This is a genomic window from Streptomyces sp. NPDC028991 (assembly GCF_055564775.1).
Window position 1 is genome coordinate 190,425 of record NZ_JBVHVP010000013.1, and the last position, 16,792, is coordinate 207,216.

General features: G+C 73.4%; 15 protein-coding genes and 2 pseudogenes. 6 read left to right on the plus strand and 11 right to left on the minus strand.

Going from position 1 to position 16,792, the window contains the following annotated elements; all coding sequences use genetic code 11:
* Window positions 1-117 precede the first annotated feature (117 nt).
* Together ACZ4V1_RS24560 and ACZ4V1_RS24565 are read right to left on the minus strand one after the other, a co-directional pair.
* The gene (locus tag ACZ4V1_RS24560) at window positions 118-885 is read right to left on the minus strand and encodes a maleylpyruvate isomerase family mycothiol-dependent enzyme (RefSeq protein WP_468339605.1); all 768 of its coding nucleotides are present in this window, start codon (window positions 883-885) and stop codon (window positions 118-120) included.
* Between the two features lie 70 nt (window positions 886-955).
* Window positions 956-1,279, minus strand: a complete 324-nt coding sequence (locus ACZ4V1_RS24565; protein WP_468339607.1) for a hypothetical protein — start codon at window positions 1,277-1,279, stop codon at window positions 956-958.
* 91 nt (window positions 1,280-1,370) lie between these two features.
* Between ACZ4V1_RS24565 and ACZ4V1_RS24570 the strand changes: the two genes are divergently transcribed.
* The gene (locus tag ACZ4V1_RS24570; protein ID WP_468339609.1) at window positions 1,371-2,240 is read left to right on the plus strand and encodes a fructosamine kinase family protein; all 870 of its coding nucleotides are present in this window, start codon (window positions 1,371-1,373) and stop codon (window positions 2,238-2,240) included.
* A gap of 38 nt (window positions 2,241-2,278) precedes the next feature.
* On the opposite strand, the gene ACZ4V1_RS24575 is transcribed toward ACZ4V1_RS24570, so the two are convergent.
* Window positions 2,279-3,937: a catalase gene (locus tag ACZ4V1_RS24575; RefSeq protein WP_468339611.1), complete on the minus strand. Its 1,659-nt coding sequence runs from the start codon at window positions 3,935-3,937 to the stop codon at window positions 2,279-2,281.
* A gap of 205 nt (window positions 3,938-4,142) precedes the next feature.
* Window positions 4,143-4,379: a hypothetical protein gene (locus ACZ4V1_RS24580; RefSeq protein ID WP_468339613.1), complete on the minus strand. Its 237-nt coding sequence runs from the start codon at window positions 4,377-4,379 to the stop codon at window positions 4,143-4,145.
* A 244-nt stretch (window positions 4,380-4,623) separates the two neighbouring features.
* Here ACZ4V1_RS24580 and ACZ4V1_RS24585 point away from each other — a divergent pair.
* A pseudogene (locus tag ACZ4V1_RS24585) lies at window positions 4,624-4,815 on the plus strand (cytochrome P450); the annotation flags it as partial.
* 145 nt (window positions 4,816-4,960) lie between these two features.
* Here the strand turns inward: ACZ4V1_RS24585 and ACZ4V1_RS24590 are convergent.
* Window positions 4,961-6,499, minus strand: coding sequence for a helix-turn-helix domain-containing protein (locus tag ACZ4V1_RS24590; RefSeq protein ID WP_468339615.1), 1,539 nt, complete (start codon window positions 6,497-6,499; stop codon window positions 4,961-4,963).
* Window positions 6,500-6,668: 169 nt separating this feature from the next.
* On the opposite strand from ACZ4V1_RS24590, the gene ACZ4V1_RS24595 reads away from it, so the two are divergent.
* The 3 genes from ACZ4V1_RS24595 to ACZ4V1_RS24605 all read left to right on the plus strand — a co-directional run bounded on the left by ACZ4V1_RS24595 (window position 6,669) and on the right by ACZ4V1_RS24605 (window position 9,731).
* The gene (locus ACZ4V1_RS24595) at window positions 6,669-7,289 is read left to right on the plus strand and encodes an L-threonylcarbamoyladenylate synthase (protein WP_468339617.1); all 621 of its coding nucleotides are present in this window, start codon (window positions 6,669-6,671) and stop codon (window positions 7,287-7,289) included.
* 92 nt (window positions 7,290-7,381) lie between these two features.
* Window positions 7,382-8,137: a dienelactone hydrolase family protein gene (locus ACZ4V1_RS24600; RefSeq protein ID WP_468339619.1), complete on the plus strand. Its 756-nt coding sequence runs from the start codon at window positions 7,382-7,384 to the stop codon at window positions 8,135-8,137.
* A gap of 91 nt (window positions 8,138-8,228) precedes the next feature.
* Window positions 8,229-9,731 carry a metallophosphoesterase family protein gene (locus ACZ4V1_RS24605; protein ID WP_468339621.1) on the plus strand — a complete coding sequence of 501 codons (1,503 nt, stop codon included), beginning with the start codon at window positions 8,229-8,231 and terminating at the stop codon, window positions 9,729-9,731.
* A 4-nt stretch (window positions 9,732-9,735) separates the two neighbouring features.
* Here the strand turns inward: ACZ4V1_RS24605 and ACZ4V1_RS24610 are convergent, their stop codons facing one another.
* Entirely contained in the window at window positions 9,736-10,743 is a 1,008-nt protein-coding gene (locus ACZ4V1_RS24610) for a TauD/TfdA dioxygenase family protein (RefSeq protein ID WP_468339623.1), read from the minus strand.
* Between the two features lie 184 nt (window positions 10,744-10,927).
* Between ACZ4V1_RS24610 and ACZ4V1_RS24615 the strand changes: the two genes are divergently transcribed.
* Window positions 10,928-11,758 (plus strand): aldo/keto reductase, encoded by an 831-nt coding sequence (locus ACZ4V1_RS24615; protein ID WP_468339625.1) that lies wholly within the window; start codon window positions 10,928-10,930, stop codon window positions 11,756-11,758.
* A 153-nt stretch (window positions 11,759-11,911) separates the two neighbouring features.
* Here the strand turns inward: ACZ4V1_RS24615 and ACZ4V1_RS24620 are convergent, their stop codons facing one another.
* From ACZ4V1_RS24620 to ACZ4V1_RS24640, 5 genes and pseudogenes are all read right to left on the minus strand, one after another.
* Window positions 11,912-14,254, minus strand: a complete 2,343-nt coding sequence (locus ACZ4V1_RS24620; protein WP_468339627.1) for a SpoIIE family protein phosphatase — start codon at window positions 14,252-14,254, stop codon at window positions 11,912-11,914.
* A gap of 60 nt (window positions 14,255-14,314) precedes the next feature.
* Window positions 14,315-14,782: a peroxiredoxin gene (locus tag ACZ4V1_RS24625; protein ID WP_468339629.1), complete on the minus strand. Its 468-nt coding sequence runs from the start codon at window positions 14,780-14,782 to the stop codon at window positions 14,315-14,317.
* Entirely contained in the window at window positions 14,779-15,159 is a 381-nt protein-coding gene (locus tag ACZ4V1_RS24630; protein WP_468339631.1) for a DoxX family protein, read from the minus strand. The genes ACZ4V1_RS24625 and ACZ4V1_RS24630 overlap by 4 nt, the downstream gene beginning before the upstream one ends.
* A 64-nt stretch (window positions 15,160-15,223) precedes the next feature.
* A pseudogene (locus tag ACZ4V1_RS24635) lies at window positions 15,224-15,558 on the minus strand (helix-turn-helix transcriptional regulator); the annotation flags it as partial.
* A 341-nt stretch (window positions 15,559-15,899) separates the two neighbouring features.
* Window positions 15,900-16,556, minus strand: coding sequence for a TetR/AcrR family transcriptional regulator (locus ACZ4V1_RS24640; protein WP_468339633.1), 657 nt, complete (start codon window positions 16,554-16,556; stop codon window positions 15,900-15,902).
* Window positions 16,557-16,792: the final 236 nt, after the last annotated feature.

The following is a 16,792-nucleotide window of genomic DNA, read 5'->3' on the forward strand; positions in this document are numbered from 1 at the left end:
CGCCTCTGGGGGCGGTCCTGGACGGCGTTTGTCGATCACCGGGTGCAGCCGGTCACCGCCGAGCGGGAGAAGCCCTGAGAACGGCCGTCCTCTTCGCCTCCGGACCCGGGCGTCCGCTCACTCGGCCGCCACGACGATGCAGCGCCGCAACTCCTCGACCGCCTCCGGGTCGCCCTCGATCGTCACCCCGGTGTCCCCGTCGGCGCTCTCCCGGTTCCACAGCCGGCGCAGCACGGCCTCCGGGGTGCCGCTGAACGTCACGTCGGCCGTGCCGTCGCCGGCGACGCCGTCCGTCACGGTGAACTCCCCCGGGCCGGTCCGCACCCGCCAGGCCGCGTCACCGGCCCGCACCAGGTACGTGTGCCCCGGCGTGCGGGCCAGGACGTCGGTGAAGTACTCGCCCCACTCGGCGACGGAGTACGCGGCGAAGACCTTGAGCAGTTCGTCGATCCCGTCCACGGCGAGATCGGCCGGGACGGGCGCGACGGGCCGACCGGTGGCGAGTTCGGCGTCGATGCGGTGGACGACGGTCTCCTGGGCCATCCGCCGGATCCAGAAGCCGACGCTCTGGTCGGGGCCGTACCAGGTGGCGGCCGGGTCCTCGGGGGCGCGGGTGGCGAACTCGGCGCGCAGCGCGGTGTACCCGCGGTCGAGCAGTGCCGTCGGCTCCTCCTCGGCGAACTCCTTCGGCGGCCACGGCTCGGGCTCGGCGCCCGCCCGCATGGCGACGGTCTTGTGCAGGTAGACCTCGCCGACGTGGCGGGTCAGATCGGCGACGGTCCAGCCGGGGCAGGTGGGTACCGCGGCGCCGGCGTCGGTCGCGACGACGGCCCGCAGCCGGTCGTAGTCGGCCGCGAGGCAGTCGAGGAAGCGGGAGAAATCCATGCCGCGCAGCCAAGCACACGCTCAGGAACGGGTCACCCCGTTTTGCGGCCCGGTGGGAGTGGAGCGGTGCTCACCAGGCACCGCTGGTGAGCACGGGCCGGCGGACGGCCTCGGCGGCGTCCCTCAGGTGCAGGGCGACGGTGATCAGCGCGCGCAGGGCGGACGGGCGCAGGCTCTGGGCGCTCTCGGCGGCCAGTACCAGGAGGCAGCCCGCGGCCTGCTCGACGACCGGGACCGAGAACGCGAAGTCGCCGCCGTCGGCCCCCCGGAAGGCGCGCCAGGGGGTCGCGGCGCCGTCGATGGCCTTCTGGACCGCGTGCTCGAGATGGTGCGCGGCCTGTTCGCACACGGGGGCGGGCAGGGTGATCGTGCGATGGAACGCTGAACTGGTCATAGTCCCACTGCTGCCCCGCGCCCGGGGCGTTCGATCGGCGTACCGGGCGTATTTCACCGGGTCGGCCGCAGCCGGCCCTAGTCTGGTGGCCGTGTCTCCCGCCACCTCGCCCTCGGCCGCCGCGGCCCGGTACACCGGCCGGTCGGTGACCGGTGAGCGCCCGCTGTCCGGGGCGCTCACCGAGGTCACCCTCGACGACGGGCGAACGGTGGTGGTCAAACGCGGCGACGGCGCCGGAGCGGCACGGGCCGAGGCCGCCGGGCTGCGCTGGCTGGCGGACGCCGGCACGGTACGGGTCCCGGTGGTGCACGGCGACGACGCGCGCTGGCTGGTCACCGACCACGTGGCACAGGGACGGGCGAGTGCCGGGGCGGCGGTCCGGTTCGGCCGGGACCTGGCCGCGCTGCACGCCGCCGGGGCGCCCGCGTTCGGTGCCGCGCCCCCCGGCGGACCCGAGGCCGCGTACATCGGGCTCGCCCCCATGCGCAACGTCACCGGAAGCGACTGGCCGAGCTGGTACGCCGAACACCGGGTGCTGCCGTATCTGCGCCGCGCGGTCGACGCCGGCACCGTCGGGCCCGCCGAGGCGACCGACGTCGAGCGGGTCTGTGAGCGGCTGCCCGAGCTGGCGGGGCCCGCCGAGCCGCCCGCCCGGCTGCACGGCGACCTGTGGAGCGGCAACGTGCTGTGGGGGGCCGACGGGCAGGTCCGTCTGATCGACCCGGCCGCGCACGGTGGGCACCGGGAGACCGACCTGGCGATGCTGCGCCTCTTCGGCTGCCCGCACCTGGACCGGGTCATGGACGGCTACCGGGAGGCCGCGCCGCTCGCCGACGGCTGGGCCGACCGGGTCGGCGTGCACCAGCTCTTCCCGCTGCTGGTGCACGCCGTGTTGTTCGGGCGGGGCTACGCCGAGCAGGCCCTCGCGGCGGCCCGGGCGGCGCTGCGACGCCCGGGGTGAGCGCCGGCCCGGGGTGAGCGGCGGCCCGGAGGAGAGTCTCAGCGCGTCACGACGTGCCGCTCGTTCGGGACGCAGTGGGTCATCGTCAGGCCCTCCACGTCACGCGGCGGGTTCTTGCCGAGGTTGGCCAGCCGCTCGCGGTCCTCGTCGGTGAGGTCCTGGCCGGCCAGCGGCTCCAGGTGCTTCACGTCCTGCGGGCTGATGCCGATGCCCTCGCCGACCCGCAGGCCGAGGTCGTTCTCGACCAGCAGGAAATGCCACACCATGCGCTCCTGCACCGGGCGGTCGCACTGGGAGAGGAGGTCGACGAAGTTCGCCACGAGGTCGTCGCGCTCCCACTCCTCCATCAGCAGGTAGCGCTGGCCGGCCTGCATGTAGTCGTTGGTGCGCGGGATGCGCTTGCGGGTGAGCCGCCCCTGGATCTCCGGCCCCTGCTCGTCGTGCGTGGGGTACTCGCCCTCGCGCAGGCCGCCGGTGATCGACGGCTCGTAGTTGACGGTCGGGTTCTCGCCGCCGCCGTCCTGGTGGTAGGCCATCAGGCCGTCGCGCTGGTTGGTGCGCACGTCGGCGTTCTTGGCCTGGTTGACGGGCAGCTGGAGGTAGTTCGGACCGACCCGGTAGCGCTGGGTGTCGCTGTAGGAGAAGGTGCGGCCGACGAGCATCTTGTCGTCGGAGAAGTCCAGGCCGTCGACGAGGACACCGGTGCCGAAGGAGATCTGCTCGTTCTCGGCGAAATAGTTCTCCGGCATCCGGTCGAGCACCATCCTGCCGACCGGCTTGGCCGGGAACTCCTGCTCGGGCCAGGTCTTGGTGTCGTCGAGCGGGTCGAAGTCGAGCTCCGGGTGGTCGTGGTCGTCCATCATCTGGACGAGCAGCTCCCACTCGGGGTACTCCCCGCGCGTGACCGCGTCGTAGAGGTCCTTGGTCGCGTGGCCGAGGTCCTGCGCCTGCACGTTGGCGGCGTCCTCCTCGGTCATGCTGCGGACGCCCTGCTTGGGCATCCAGTGGTACTTGACGAGCTTGGTCTCACCGGCCGCGTTGACCCACTTGTAGGTGTTGACGCCGAAGCCCTGCTGGTGGCGGTAGTCCGCCGGGATGCCGCGCGGGCTGAACAGGTTGACCAGCATGTGCATGCACTCCGGCGTCTGGGACATGAAGTCGAAGATGCGCCGGGGCTGCTGCTGGAAGGTCACCGGGTCCGGCTTCAGGGCGTGGATGACGTCCGGGAACTTGATCGCGTCACGAATGAAGAAGACGGCCAGGTTGTTGCCGACGAGGTCCCAGTTGCCGTCCTCGGTGTAGAACTTCACCGCGAAGCCGCGGGGGTCGCGGGCCGTCTCGGCGGAGTCGCGTCCGCCGATGACGGTGGAGAACCGGACGGCCAGGTCGGTGCGCTTGCCCCGCTCCTGGAACAGCTTGGCCCGGGTGTAGCGCTCGATCGGCTCGTCGCCCCAGGCGCCGTAAGCCTCGAAGTAGCCGTACGCGGTCACCCCGCGGGCGTGCACGACGCGCTCGGGGATGCGCTCGCGGTCGAAGTGGCTGATCTTCTCCAGGAACTGGTAGTTCTCCAGCGTGGCGGGGCCGCGGGCGCCGACCGTGCGCTGGTTCTGGTTGTCGTAGACGGGGTGCCCCTGCCGGTTGGTGAGCACCTTGCGGTCGTCGCCCGGGGCGGGTCCCTGGCTCGATACGTCCGTCATTTTCGTGGGCTCCTTCGACTCGTGGCCGGCCTCGGACGCGGCCCTGAGCTGCGAGGCGGCCGTCGGCCGCGCACATGGGCGCTCCGGGTACCCCACGATGAGACATCCGACACATACCGATTTGCAGGTATTTGGACGAGCTCCACGCCGATGGCCCGGACACCCGTGTCACAGGGGTGTCCGGGCCATCGCGGGCCGGTCGTGTTCAGCCGCCGTCGAGCCGTGCGCGCAGCAGGCCCTTGCCCAGTTCGGCGCCCTTGCGGCTGTCCGCCTGCGCCTTGCGGAACAGCTCCGCGACCTCGGTGTCCTTGTTGCGCTCCGCGTCCTGGATGTACGTCTCCAGACGCAGCGCGTTGTTCAGGCACGACTCGACGTACCAGATCAGGTTGTAGTCCTTGTCCTGCGTGCCGGTCACGCCGCCGGTCTCCGTGGCGCTGGCCATACGGACCTCCTCCCAGAGGTGGTGTTCGTTTCCGAAGTGCGGGCCGGGTACCCGGGGCGCCAGACGGCACACGGCCTGACCGGAACGGACTGAGCCCACAGTCATGTCCCGTTGAGCCGCATGACCCACTGGGACATTTCCGGGAGGACGAGCTGCGCCTCGCCGTCACCGACCGCACCGCCCTCGACCCGGTCGGCGCCGACGCCCCCGGGAGGAGCGCCGGGCCGCGCGCGCTCGGGCCGGTCTGGCGGTCGGCATCGGAGTGCGCCGGTGCGTCGATGCTCCGCCCACCCGCGCAAAGGCCCTGACGGCACTGCCCGCCCTGTTCGAGAGGTTTCCGGAGCTGTGCCTGGCCGTGGATCGGCGGGAGCTGCGGCAGGTGCCGTCGTTCATCGCCTTCGGCCGGCAGGAGATTCCCGTACGGCCGCGCGGCTGAGCCGGTCCGGCGTCCCGGTGGCGAAAAGGCCGGAGGAGGCGCGACCGGTCCCCCGTTCCGGTCGTGCCCCCTCGGCCCGTCGAACCTACGTGGACGGCTCGGCCGTTGTGAATCGCGTCCGTGCCCACTGCCGGGCCGCGGGGACTCACCCGTGCACAGGTGGGTCCGGATGGTCCGGTTTCGACCCGCGCAGGGGTGGCAGGTCGAGATCGCCCGTCGCCAGATGGGCGAGCACGACCTCGTACAGGTCGCTGCCCGCGGCGAGCAGCTGGCGTTCGAGGACGGGCTCCGCGCTGCGGACGTGCTCGCGCACGGTCTGGGCGTGCACGCCGAGCGTCTGCGCGGTCCGCTCGGCGTTGCCGCCGACGGCGATCCAGGTGCGGAGCGTGCGCCGCAGGTCCCGGGTGTCCGGTTCCAGGCGGCCGAGCAGGTCGCCGGCCCAGGTACGCAGGGCGGGCCCGGCCAGCAGGTCGGCGAGACGGGCGGGGCCGGGCCGGCCGGCACCCCCGGCCGGGTGCGCGGCGAGGCCCGCCTGGGCGTTCAGGGCGAGGTGGACGGTGGCGCGGACGGTCAGGTCGTCGAAGTCGGTGCGCAGCAGTGACTCGACCCGGTCCATGCGGGCGCGGACCGTGTTGCGGCTCACGCCGAGGATCTTCGCCGTGTTGACGGCGGTGAATTCCAAGCCGAGCCGGGTGGTGGCGAGCAGTTCGGCGCGGGTGTGGTGCGGCAGGGCGTCGAGCGGGCGGAGCAGGCGGACCGTCCAGCCGTGCAGCGCCGCCGGGTCCATCAGTCGCTCGGGGTGGGTCCGCTCGGCGTACACGGCCGCCTTCTCCGGGCGGAACCGGGCGACGGCCAGCGCGCTGACGGCCTGCCCGTACGCGGTGGCGGTGCGGGCGAGGCTCTGCCGGGCACTGCCGCCGAGGAAGACGCCGGGGAGACGGCCCGCGAGCGAGCGCAGTTCCGCTCCCGCCGCCTCGCGGGGCGTGAGGACGATCACGTGCCCGTCCATGGCCGGGCATCGTACGACGAGCGCCCGTTCACCCGTCACCGACAGGCACTCCTCGGCGAGGTGGTCGCGCTCGTCCGGGCTGCACTCCACGACGTAGACGCACGCGTCCTCGGTGTCGAGGAGGCCCGGCCAGAGTCCGGCGGCCACACGGCGGGCGGAGACGGTGTCCTCCACCATCAGCAGTTGCAGGATGGCCAGGCGCAGGTCGGAGGTCGCCCGCCGCAGCCGGTGTCCGGCCGCGGTCGACTCGTGGCCGGCCAGGAGCAGTTCCACGACCTGGGCGGTGTGCGTGACGATGTCGGACACCCGCCGGTCGAAGGGGGTCTCGCGGGCCACCGCGAGGACGGCGGCCGGCGCCGGATGGACGCGCTCCACGCGGACGAGCCGCAGATGGCGGCCCCGGTCCTCCAGGGCGGCGGAGGCGATCCGGCCGGAGGTGATGTCGGCGACCAGGTCCTCGTCCAGCGGGGTACGGGCGCCGGCCAGCAGACGGCCCGTACCGTCCTGCAACGACACGGTCGCGTGCGCGGTGCGGCCCAGCCAGGTCACGACCCTGCGTACGTCGCGTCCGGCCGGCCGCAGGTGGTCGAGCAGTTCCGCCGCCCAGTCGGCGTGCCCCCCGCTTCCGGCCTCCCACTGCCGTGCCCCGTCCGCCCCGTCCTCTCGGCCCGCCACGTCGGCCTTCTCCTCGTCCTCGCCCTGCCTCGGCCCAGTCCGGGGACGTTACCCCATGGCCGAGACCGACCGGCACTTCCGGCGGGCGCGCGGATCCGGGCACGGTCGGCGACCGAGCCGCCGACCAGGCCTGTCGGTCCGCGCGCTCCGGCGGGCATAAGCTCGGTGAATGGCGAAGTACTTCGACGTGCACCCCGACAACCCACAGCCGCGCAGCATCGCCCAGGTCGCCGACAGCGTCCGCTCGGGGGCGCTGATCGCGTACCCGACGGACTCCTGCTACGCGCTGGGCTGCCGACTGGGCAGCCGCGACGGCATCGACCGCATCCGGTCGATCCGGCAACTGGACAGCAGGCACCACTTCACCCTGGTGTGCCAGGACTTCGCGCAGCTCGGCCAGTTCGTACAGATCGACAACGACGTGTTCCGGGCGATCAAGGCGTCGACGCCCGGCAGCTACACCTTCATCCTGCCGGCGACCAGGGAGGTGCCGCGCATGCTCCAGCATCCGAAGAAGAAGACCGTGGGCGTGCGCATCCCCGACCACGTCGTCACCCAGGCCCTGCTCGCCGAGCTCGGTGAACCACTGCTGTCCAGCACCCTGCTGCTGCCCGGCGAGGAGGAGCCGATGACCCAGGGCTGGGAGATCAAGGACCGGCTCGACCATGTGCTCGACGCGGTGATCGACTCCGGGGACTGCGGCACCGAGCCGACCACCGTCGTCGACTTCTCCGGCGGTGAGGCGGAGATCGTGCGACGGGGCGCGGGCGACACGACGAGGTTCGAGTAACGGGCCGCCCGGGGCGACGGCACGCCTCCGGCCCGGCGTGCCAGGACGACCACGGGCCGGGCACCGAGACCAGACAGAGAGACAGTCCCGCCATGACCGACGTACAGGGAACCGCCGTCGACGTCCCCACCGACGACGGCAGCGCCGACGCCTATCTCACCCATCCCGCCGACGGGGACCCGCGTCCCGCGGTCCTGCTCTACATGGACGCCTTCGGGCTGCGCCCGCAACTGCGGAACATGGCCGACCGGCTGGCCGGGGCCGGGTACACGGTCCTGGTACCCAACGTCTTCCACCGGCACGGGCGGGCGCCGGTCGTGGAGCTGCCCGAGTTCATCGACCCGCAGGCGCGTCCGGACATCTTCCAGCGCCTCGGCCCGGTCATGCGGTCGCTGACGCCCGACCGGGCGATGCGGGACGCCGACGCCTACCTGCGGTGGCTGGCCAAGGCTCCCGCGGCGGCCGACGGCCCGGTCGCGGTGACCGGCTACTGCATGGGCGCCGGGCTCGCCCTGCGCACGGCCGGCACGTATCCGGACCGGGTCGCCGCGGCGGCCGGCTTCCACGGCGGGAACCTGGCGACCGAGGGGCCGCAGAGCCCGCACCTGGTGGCCGGGAACATCACCGCCGAGCTGTACTTCGGCCACGCGGACCACGACGGGTCCATGCCACCCGAGCAGCAGGAGCGCCTCGCGGCGGCGCTGACCGCGGCCGGTGTCCGGCACCGCTGCGAGGTGTACGAAGGCGCCCCCCACGGTTACACGCAGGCCGACACCGCGGCGTACGACCCGAAGGCGACGGAGCGCCACTGGGAGGCGCTGCTGGACCTCCTGAAGCGGACGTTCTGACCCAGAGGGCTCCGAAACGGCGTCATGGGGGCGGGAGTTGACGGTCTCCCCCGCGTCCCGCCCCCGCCCCGCGCGTTGTTACCGTGCCCGGGTGTCTGACTCCTCACGCGATACCGCCGAAGGCGCCGGCTGGGGCTCCACCGAGCGCGGCGCCTACCGAGAACTCGTCCCGCAGCGCACCGAGAAGCTGTCCTGGCTCAACCCGAGAACACTGTGGGCCGCCCGCAACGGCGTGCTCGCCGCCTGGCTCGGGGACCCCACGGGCCGCACCCGCGCCCGCTGGGTGGCGCAGCGCACGGCCGCCGGGGCCCCGGCCGACAAGGTGATCCGACGGGACGATCCCGACCGGTTCTCCTTCCTGGTGGTCGGCGACACCGGGGAGGGCGACGACCCCCAGTACGCCGTGGTGCCCGGCCTGCTGAAGGAGGGTCGGGACACCCGGTTCGCCATCGTCGCCAGCGACGTGATCTACCCGGTGGGCAGCGCCGACGACTACGGCACGAAGTTCTTCCGCCCGTACCGCGACTACCAGGGGCCCATATACGCGATACCGGGCAACCACGACTGGTACGAGGACCTCGGCGGCTTCATGCGGGTCTTCTGCGGCGACGCCCCGCCGCTGCCCCCGGAGCCCGCGCCGCGCCCTCTCACCCCGGCCTGGCTGCGGTCCTCGCTGTGGCACCGGCCGCGACCGGACGACGGCCGGCACCTGGACGAGGCGCGCGCGATGCGGTCCGCGCCCGCCCAGCAGGCCACCCAGCCCGGACCGTACTGGGCGATCGACGCCGGCCCGGTGCGGATCGTCGGCATCGACACGGGGCTGCTGGGCACGGTCGACGCCGAGCAGGGCGCGTGGCTGCGCGAGGTGTCGCGGGGACCGCGGCCGAAGATCCTGGTGACCGGCTCGCCCCTGTACGTGGACGGCGAGCACCACCCGTGCGCCATCGAGGGCGGCGGCACCGTCGACGACATCGTGCGCGACCCCGGCAGCCACTACGTCGCGGCGATAGGCGGCGACATCCACAACTACCAGCGCTATCCGGTCGACGTGGACGGCCGGACCGTCCAGTACGTCGTCGCGGGCGGCGGCGGGGCGTTCATGCACGCCACCCACACCATCCCCCGCGTCTCGGTGGCCGGCGTCGGTGAGCAGGACTTCCGCTGCTATCCGCTGCGCGGCGACTCCCTCGCCTTCTACAGCCGGCTGTACGGCCGCCGGCTGCGGATGCGCCGCTTCTTCACCCTCACGGAGGCCGAGGCGACGGCCGTGATCACCGAACGCCTCGGCATCCGTCCGGCCCGTGCCCAGGGCACCGCCGCGCGGGTCACCCGGCGCACCCGGCTGGTCGCCGGGCTGCTGGGCACCGGACGGCGGCCCGACCACAAAAAGCGGTTCCGGCTGCCCGTGCGCAAGATCTACACGCGGTTGTTCTCGCCGAGTTCGGCGACGTACGACCCGCCCTTCTTCAAATCCTTCCTGCGCCTGGACGTCGCCTCGGACGCGGTCCGGCTGCGCTGCTACGCCGCCACCGGCAACCGGGCGCAGGAGCTGGACCCGCCGGTCGAGGACGAGGTGACGATCCCGCTCGTGTGACGGCTCACCAACGTCCCGGTCCGCTGCCGACGACCGCCTCGGAGGGAGTGCCGTCGACCCCGGCCGGCACGTCGCCGGCGAGCATCACGCGGTGCATGATCCGGGGGTGTCCGAGGTGGGCGTTGTCGCTCGGGGCGAGGTGGATGGTGGCCCGGTTGTCCCAGAAGGCGACGCTGCCCGGCTCCCAGCGGAAGCGGACGGTGTACTCGGGGCGGGTCGCCTGCTCCAGCAGCAGCTCCAGGACCGCCGCGCTCTCCGGGCGGGAGAGGCCGGTGATCTGCTCGACGTAGTAGCCGTTGACGAACAGCACCCGCTCCCCCGTCTCCGGATGGACGCGGACCAGCGGGTGCACGGTCGCGGTCTGGTGGTCGAGCAGATGCCGGACATAGGCGTCGTCGCCCGGCCGGGGCTGGTAGCCGACGCCCAGGCGGTGTTCGGCGCGCAGTCCGTCGGCGAACACGCGCATCGGGGCGGACAGTCCGGCGTAGGCCGCGGCGAGGTTCGACCAGGTGGTGTCGCCGCCGTACGGCGGGACCGTCTCGGCGCGCAGGATGGTGGCGGCCGGCGGGTCGACTCGGGCACCGTGGTCGCAGTGCCAGCCGCGCAGCAGTGTGTGCCGGCGCCGACGCAGCCACTCGTCGTGGTCCATCCCGAACCGGCCGCCCAGTTCCAGCCGGTCGGCGGTCGTCTCGATCTCCGGGAAGTCCGCCGGTGACGCCTTGCCGCGCCGGGGCAGGACGACCGGCTCGCCGAACAGGCGCGCGAACGCCACGTGTCCGGCGTGGTCGAGGCGCTGATCGCGGAAGAACGCCACCTTCCAGCGCAGCACCACCGCCCGGATCGCCGCGACCTGCGCCGCGTCGAGGCCGCCGGCCAGGTCGACGCCGCGGATCTCGGCGCCGATGTGCCCGGCGGCGGGTTCGACCTCGATCCCCGCGGCCTCGATCACCGCGGGTTCGATCCCCGTGGCCTCGGTCGCCGTACGCTGTGCCGTTGCCCTGTCCCTCGTCATGCGCGCTCCGTTGGTCGGTCGGTCACTGGCCGGTCGGTCACTGGCCGGTCGGTCGTGCGTGTCGGCTGCATCGGAGATCGTGGCAGACCCCTTCCCGCGCCGTCCGGTTGATCAGCGCTCACCCCGTGGGAGACGCTGGACGGGCGGCAGACCGCCGTACACACGGTCTAGGGAAGGTCCCCCGGTGAACAGCATCCCGACGCACACGCTCGACGACGGCACCCCGCTCCCCGCCCTGGGGCTGGGCACCTGGCCGATGACGGACGACGAGGCGGAGCGGGCGGTCCGCCAGGCCCTGGAGGCGGGCTACCGCCTGATCGACACGGCGACGAACTACCGCAACGAGACCGGTGTCGGCCGCGGCGTGGCCGGCAGCGGGGTCCCCCGCGAGGAGATCGTGGTGACGACCAAGCTGCCCGGCCGGCACCACGGCTACGAGGAGACACTCGCCTCGTTCGAGGAGTCCCGCGCCCGGCTCGGCGTCGACTACGTCGACCTGTACCTGATCCACTGGCCACTGCCGCGCGTGGACAGGTACGTCGACTCCTGGAAGGCGATGGTCAAACTGCGCGACGACGGCCTCGTACGCTCGGTGGGCGTCTCGAACTTCACCGCCGGGCACATCGAACGGCTGGAGAAGGAGACCGGTGTCCTGCCCTCCGTCAACCAGATCGAGCTGCATCCGCTCTTCCCGCAGGAGGAACTGCGCGCCTTCCACGAGCGCAAGGGCATCCGCACCGAGAGCTGGAGCCCGCTGGGCCGCGGCAGCGACCTGCTGGACGATCCGGCCCTGGCCGCGGTCGCCGAGGCGCACGGAGTGACGCCCGCGCAGGCGGTGCTGCGCTGGCACATCCAGCTCGGCGCGGTGCCGATCCCGAAGTCCGCCGACCCCGCCCGGCAGCGGGCGAACCTCGACGTCTTCGGCTTCGAACTGGACGCGGGCCAGATGCGCGCGGTCGCCGACCGCGCGCACCGGCGGATCGGCGGCGACCCGGAGGTGCACGAGGAGTTCTGACGGGAGTACCCGGCCCCGGTCGGCACCCGCACCGGGCGCGCCCTCGCGCGGGTCGCCGCGGAGGACGGTCGAGGTCTGTGGTCCGAGGTCGCGGGCGGGTGACGTAGCCGGGCGACCTCGCGTCCGCCGCGTGATTCGCCGGACAGTCCCCGGCTAGGGCTCCGCCGGCAGGGGCTGCTCGGCCCAGATCGTCTTTCCGGTGCCCGTCTGCCGGCTGCCCCAGCGCTGGGTGAGCTGGGCGACCAGCAGCAGGCCCCGGCCGCCCTCGTCGTAGGCATGGGCCCGGCGCAGGTGCGGTGAGGTGGAGCTGCCGTCGGAGACCTCGCAGATGAGGGCGCTGTCGCGGATGAGACGCAGTTGGATGGGCGGCTCGCCGTACCGGATCGCGTTGGTGACGAGCTCGCTGACGACCAGCTCGGTGACGAACGCCGCCTCGTCCAGTCCCCACCGCGACAGTTGGTCGGTGACGGACCGCCGGGTGGCGGCCACGTGCGCGGGGTCCGGGTGGACGTCCCAGGTGCGGATCTGCTCCGTGCCCAGCGCGCGGGTGCGGGCCAGCAGCAGTGCCACGTCGTCACTGGGCTCCTCCGGCATGACGGCCTTGAGCACGGTGTCGCACAGGACGTCGAGGGAGCTTGCGGGCGCGGTCAGCGCGCGGCACAGTTCCGCGGTGCCGTGGTCGACGTCGCGGTCGCGGTCCTCGACGAGGCCGTCGGTGTACAGGGCGACGACGGAGCCCTCGGGCAGCTCCAGCTCGGTCGCCTCGAACGGCAGTCCGCCGACACCCAGCGGCGGCCCGGCGGTCATCTCGACGAGCCGCGTGGTGCCGTCGGGCAGGACCACGGCCGGTGCGGGGTGCCCGGCCGCGGCCAGGGCCAGGCAGCGGGAGACGGGGTCGTAGACGGCGTAGAGGCAGGTGGCGCCCAGCTCCGCGACCTCGTCGCCCGAGTCCCCGGCCACGAGGTGGGTGACGAGGTCGTCGAGGTGGGTGAGGAGCTCGTCGGGGGGCAGGTCGACGTCGGCGAGGGTGCGGACGGCGGTGCACAGACGGCCCATGGTCGCCGTGGACGGGATGCCGTGGCCGACGACGTCGCCGACGACGAGCGCGACACGGCTGCCGGCCAGCGGAATCACGTCGAACCAGTCACCACCGATGCCGGCCGCCGACACGGAGGGCAGGTAACGGTGCGCCACCTCGACCGCCGCCTGTCCAGGCATGCCCTTGGGCAGCAGACTGTGCTGGAGGGTCAGCGCGGTGGAACGCTCGCGGGCGAAGCGGCGGGCGTTGTCGATGCAGACCGCGGCCCTGCTGGCGAGCTCCTCGGCGAACACGGCGTCCTCGGTGCCGTACTCGTCCGGCTGCTCCATGCGCACGGCCACCGCGACACCCAGGGTGACGCCACGGGCCCGCAGGGGCACCGCCATCATCGAGTGGGCGCCCATGCGGTAGGGGCGTCCCTCCGGACCGCGCGCGTTGCGCTCGGCGACCCAGCGCACGAAGGACGGCTCGCCCGCCTGGCTGACCAGGGTCCGGCCTTCCCGCACCGCCCGCGCGGGCGGTGACAGGGCGGGGTGGACGTCCACGTGCCCCAGGCGCACGGCCGCCTCCGGGGTGCCCTCGGTGACGGAGCGGTGGGCGACCCGGCGCAATGCGACCTCCTCGCTGAACGGCATCGGCGACTCCTCCGCGCCCAGGACCCATTCGAGCAGGTCGACACTGGCGAAGTCGGCGAACCGCGGCACCACCACCTCGACCAGCTCCTCGGCGGTGCGCACCAGGTCGAGCGTGGTGCCGATGGCTGCCGCCGCCTTGTTCAGCAGGGCCAGCCGCTCCCGCGCCCAATACTGCTCCGTGCTGTCGAAGGCCGCCAGGGCCGTGCCCAGCAGTTCGCCGGAGGCGTCCCGGACGGGCCACATCTCGGTGGTCCAGGCGTGGTCGCGGTTGAGGGCCGGTGCTCCCGTGAAGCTCTCGTAGCGCGCCGGTCTGCCCGTCTCGGCGACCTGGCGCAGCCGGCGCAGGAAGCCCTGGCTGTGCTCGGCGTCCTCGACGGAGTCCGGGAAGTAGCGGCCGATCAGCGCCTCTTCCGGCACGCCCATCACCTGACAGGCCACGTCGTTGAGCCGCAGGTAGTGCTGGCGGGTGTCGAAGACGGACATCGACATGGCCGCCTGCTCGAAGGCCAGTTCGGCCAGCGAGGTCCGCCCGCCGCCGGGCGGTTCGGCGCTGACGGCGTATCCGGCCGGCCCGCCGTCCGGGCCCGTCAGGGCGCAGGCGCGCAGGCGGAGCGCGACGAGGGTTCCGTCCCGGTGCCGCATCCGCACGGTGCCGGACAGGGCGGTCAGGACGTCGGCCGGCACGTCCTCGGCCAGCAGTTCCAGAGCGGCCCGCCCGACGGCCTCCTCGGCCGGGTAACCGGTCAGCTGCCGGGCGCCCTCGCTCCACCCCGTCACCGTGCCGTGGGTGTCCAGGGTCACCACAGCGGAGGGATGCTCCATAGCGTCCAGGATTGACCCTTTACGGCCCGGTTTCAACCGCGACGGAGCGAGAGCGGGGCGCTACCCCTGGTGTGCGCGCAAGGCGGCCAGAGCCCGGTCCGCGTGCGCGTTCATCCTCAGTTCGCTGCGGACGACCTCCAGCAGGCCGCGGTCCCGTCCGATGACGAAGGTGACCCGCTTGGTGGGGACCGGACCGAACCCCCGCCGCACCCCGAACAGCTCGCGCACCGCGCCGTCGACGTCCGACAGCAGGGGCATGCCGAGGGTGTGGCGCCCGGTGAACTCCCGCAGCCGTTCGACGGGATCCCCGCTGACGCCGACGGGACGGGCGCCCACCGCGGCGAACTCGGTGGCGAGGTCGCGGAAGTGGCAGGCCTCCGCGGTGCAGCCGGGGGTCAGGGCGGCGGGGTAGAAGAACAGCACGACCGGGCCGTCGGCGAGCAGCCCGGACAGACGGCGCGGGGTGCCGGTCTCGTCCGGCAGCGTGAAGTCGTCGACCGTGTCGCCGACGGCCGGGTTCCGGCTCACGACCGGCCCTCGCTGCCCTTGGCGACGCCGCGGGCCCACAGCACGAGCGGCAGTTGCACCGGCAGCCGGCAGTAGGCGGCGGCCTTCTGCGGTGCGGGACGGTTCCGCCAGTCCACGGCCATCTTGACGTTCGCGGGGAACACCCCGACGAAGAAGGCGGCCGTGGTCAGCGCGGCGGCCTTTCGGGTACGCGGCAGCGCGAGGCCGGCGGCGAGCGCCAGTTCGGCGACACCGCTGGCGTACGTCCATGTCCGGGCCGCACCCGGCAGGCCGCGCGGCACGATCGCGTCGAAGGTGCGGGGGCGGGCGAAGTGGGCGACGCCCGCGGTGGCCAGCAGGCCGGCGAGCAGCAGGGGTGAGCGTTCGGACCGGGACACGGTTCCTCCTCTGGGGGCCTGCCACGCGATATTACTCGACGGTAAGGAATGGGCGGCGGCGGGTTCACGTACGGCGGTTGTGAGTGCCGGGGGTGTAGCCGAACGAGCGGCGGAACACCTCGATGAACGCGCTGGCGGCGGACCAGCCGCGACGGTGGGCGACGGTGGTGACGGGCAGGTCGTCGGCGAGCATGCGCAGGGCGTGGTGGAGGCGGACTGCGTGCGCCACCGGGGGAAGGTCACGCCGAACTCACGGCGGAGGAGACGGCTGAGCGCGCGCTCCCCGGTCCCGGTGGCGGCACCGAGCGCGGCGAGGGTGCGGGGGTCGGCCGGGTCCGCGTGGATGACCGCGCAGACCGCCGCCGGCCGGGGGCGGCCGGGGGCGACCGGGGTGGGCAGCGTAGACGATCTGGTGATCGTCGTGCCGGTGCGCGCCGGAGCCCGCCCCCGAAACGCCGACGGCGGGCGGCCCCGGCGGCGTGCGGTGAACATCGGTCAGGCGGTGGTGCCGCCGCCCGGGGCGCGAGACCCGCCCCGCACGGGGAGGGCGGCCCAGGCGCAGTCCCCGGTGCGGGGGCCCGGCTCACGAGGGCCCGACCGGAACCTGCCGTCCGGCCTGCGCGCCCACCGCCATCCGCCCGGCGCCCGCACCGCCCACGGCGCAGGCCGCGCGTACGCCCGCACGGTGAGCGTGCGGGCGTACGCGCCCGGCCCGTCGGCCTTCGCTCGACAGGCGCCCGTCACATCCCGCCCCGGGGCGTGACGGGCGCCAGCCACATGCCCACGATCGCGTCGACCAGTCCGTCGGCGGCGTCCTGCCAACTGGCGCGAGGGGTGGGGCGCCCTTCGGCCAGGGCACGCTCCCGCTCGGCCGCCGTGTGCACGATGAGATGGCGCGCCATGTCGCCCCGCTCGGCCCCGACCTCTCCCGGCAGTGCGGGCATGCACCGGTTCCGCCCCCGGATGATCGCCCGCAGGGAGGCCGAGGCGCGGGACTCGTCGACCATGATCTGCCGCAGCGCCGGGTCGGTCATGACCTGGGCGCAGAACCGCGCGTACCAGGTGGGGCTGCCCAGCGCCGCCAGGTGGTCGAACTGCGGCCGCACCAGGCAGTCCACCCAGTCGCGCAGATCGGCGGAGTCGTCCAGGGCGGCCAGTTGCCGGGCCCGCAGCTCCTCGACCCGCTCCGAGTGGTGCTGGACGATGGCGCGGACCAGGTCGGACTTGGTGCCGAAGTGGTAGCCGACCGCGGCGTTGTTGCCCTGCCCGGCGGCCTCGCTGACCTGGCGGTTGGAGACCGCGTACACCCCGTGCTCGGCGAACAGCCGCTCGGCCGTGGTCAGGATCAGCTGCCGGGTCGCGCTGACCTGTTCCGTCCGTACCGCCCTGCCCGCCATGATCACCGCCGCACCGGGACTTCCCTGCCGGCCCGCGACGGCCAGTCCCCTAAGTCGCCGCAGGTCCGCCGACGTGCGGCGGGTTCTCACGGAAGCCTACGCAACACCGGATCCGGCGCCGTGCGTGGCCCGGACGGGCGTGCCCCGTTCCGTACCCCGTAGGATACGTCAAGCGACTGACTTAACTCTTAACTCCGTCGCGCTCCGGTTCCCCGCTCGTTGCTCGAAAGGCACCT

Coding starts and splice junctions, on each gene's coding strand:
- ACZ4V1_RS24560 (WP_468339605.1), bottom strand. CDS start 885: ATGGATTTCTCCCGCTTCCTCGACTGCCTCGCGGCCGACTACGACCGG.
- ACZ4V1_RS24565 (WP_468339607.1), bottom strand. CDS start 1,279: ATGACCAGTTCAGCGTTCCATCGCACGATCACCCTGCCCGCCCCCGTG.
- ACZ4V1_RS24575 (WP_468339611.1), bottom strand. CDS start 3,937: ATGACGGACGTATCGAGCCAGGGACCCGCCCCGGGCGACGACCGCAAG.
- ACZ4V1_RS24580 (WP_468339613.1), bottom strand. CDS start 4,379: ATGGCCAGCGCCACGGAGACCGGCGGCGTGACCGGCACGCAGGACAAG.
- ACZ4V1_RS24595 (WP_468339617.1), top strand. CDS start 6,669: ATGGCGAAGTACTTCGACGTGCACCCCGACAACCCACAGCCGCGCAGC.
- ACZ4V1_RS24600 (WP_468339619.1), top strand. CDS start 7,382: ATGACCGACGTACAGGGAACCGCCGTCGACGTCCCCACCGACGACGGC.
- ACZ4V1_RS24610 (WP_468339623.1), bottom strand. CDS start 10,743: ATGACGAGGGACAGGGCAACGGCACAGCGTACGGCGACCGAGGCCACG.
- ACZ4V1_RS24620 (WP_468339627.1), bottom strand. CDS start 14,254: ATGGAGCATCCCTCCGCTGTGGTGACCCTGGACACCCACGGCACGGTG.
- ACZ4V1_RS24640 (WP_468339633.1), bottom strand. CDS start 16,556: ATGGCGGGCAGGGCGGTACGGACGGAACAGGTCAGCGCGACCCGGCAG.